A 224-nucleotide genomic window follows, 5' to 3' on the forward strand; every position below is an offset into this window, starting at 1 on the left:
GCCTGCCACAACACTCATATTCCACCTCACATTATTCTCCACACGGATTCCCTCACTCCTCACGAACCTCTATCGCTATCCAATTCCTATCTCCTTCACCCCGGCACGTTTCCACCTCCTCTACGTCAAGCAGAACCCTGCCCTTTCACTCCCCAAAATACCATTCACAACATCCCTCTCATTCATCCCTCCCTGCAATCCCCACGAACTCCTCAACCTCTCCA

General features: G+C 51.8%; 1 protein-coding gene. It reads left to right on the top strand.

Annotated elements, in window-relative coordinates; translation table 11 throughout:
* The coding region (locus tag FS628_RS32445) for a hypothetical protein (protein ID WP_222125365.1) at window positions 1-224 on the top strand (224 nt) is incomplete at both ends.

Source organism: Paenibacillus xylanexedens (assembly GCF_007676705.1).
GTDB lineage: Bacteria > Bacillota > Bacilli > Paenibacillales > Paenibacillaceae > Paenibacillus > Paenibacillus xylanexedens_C.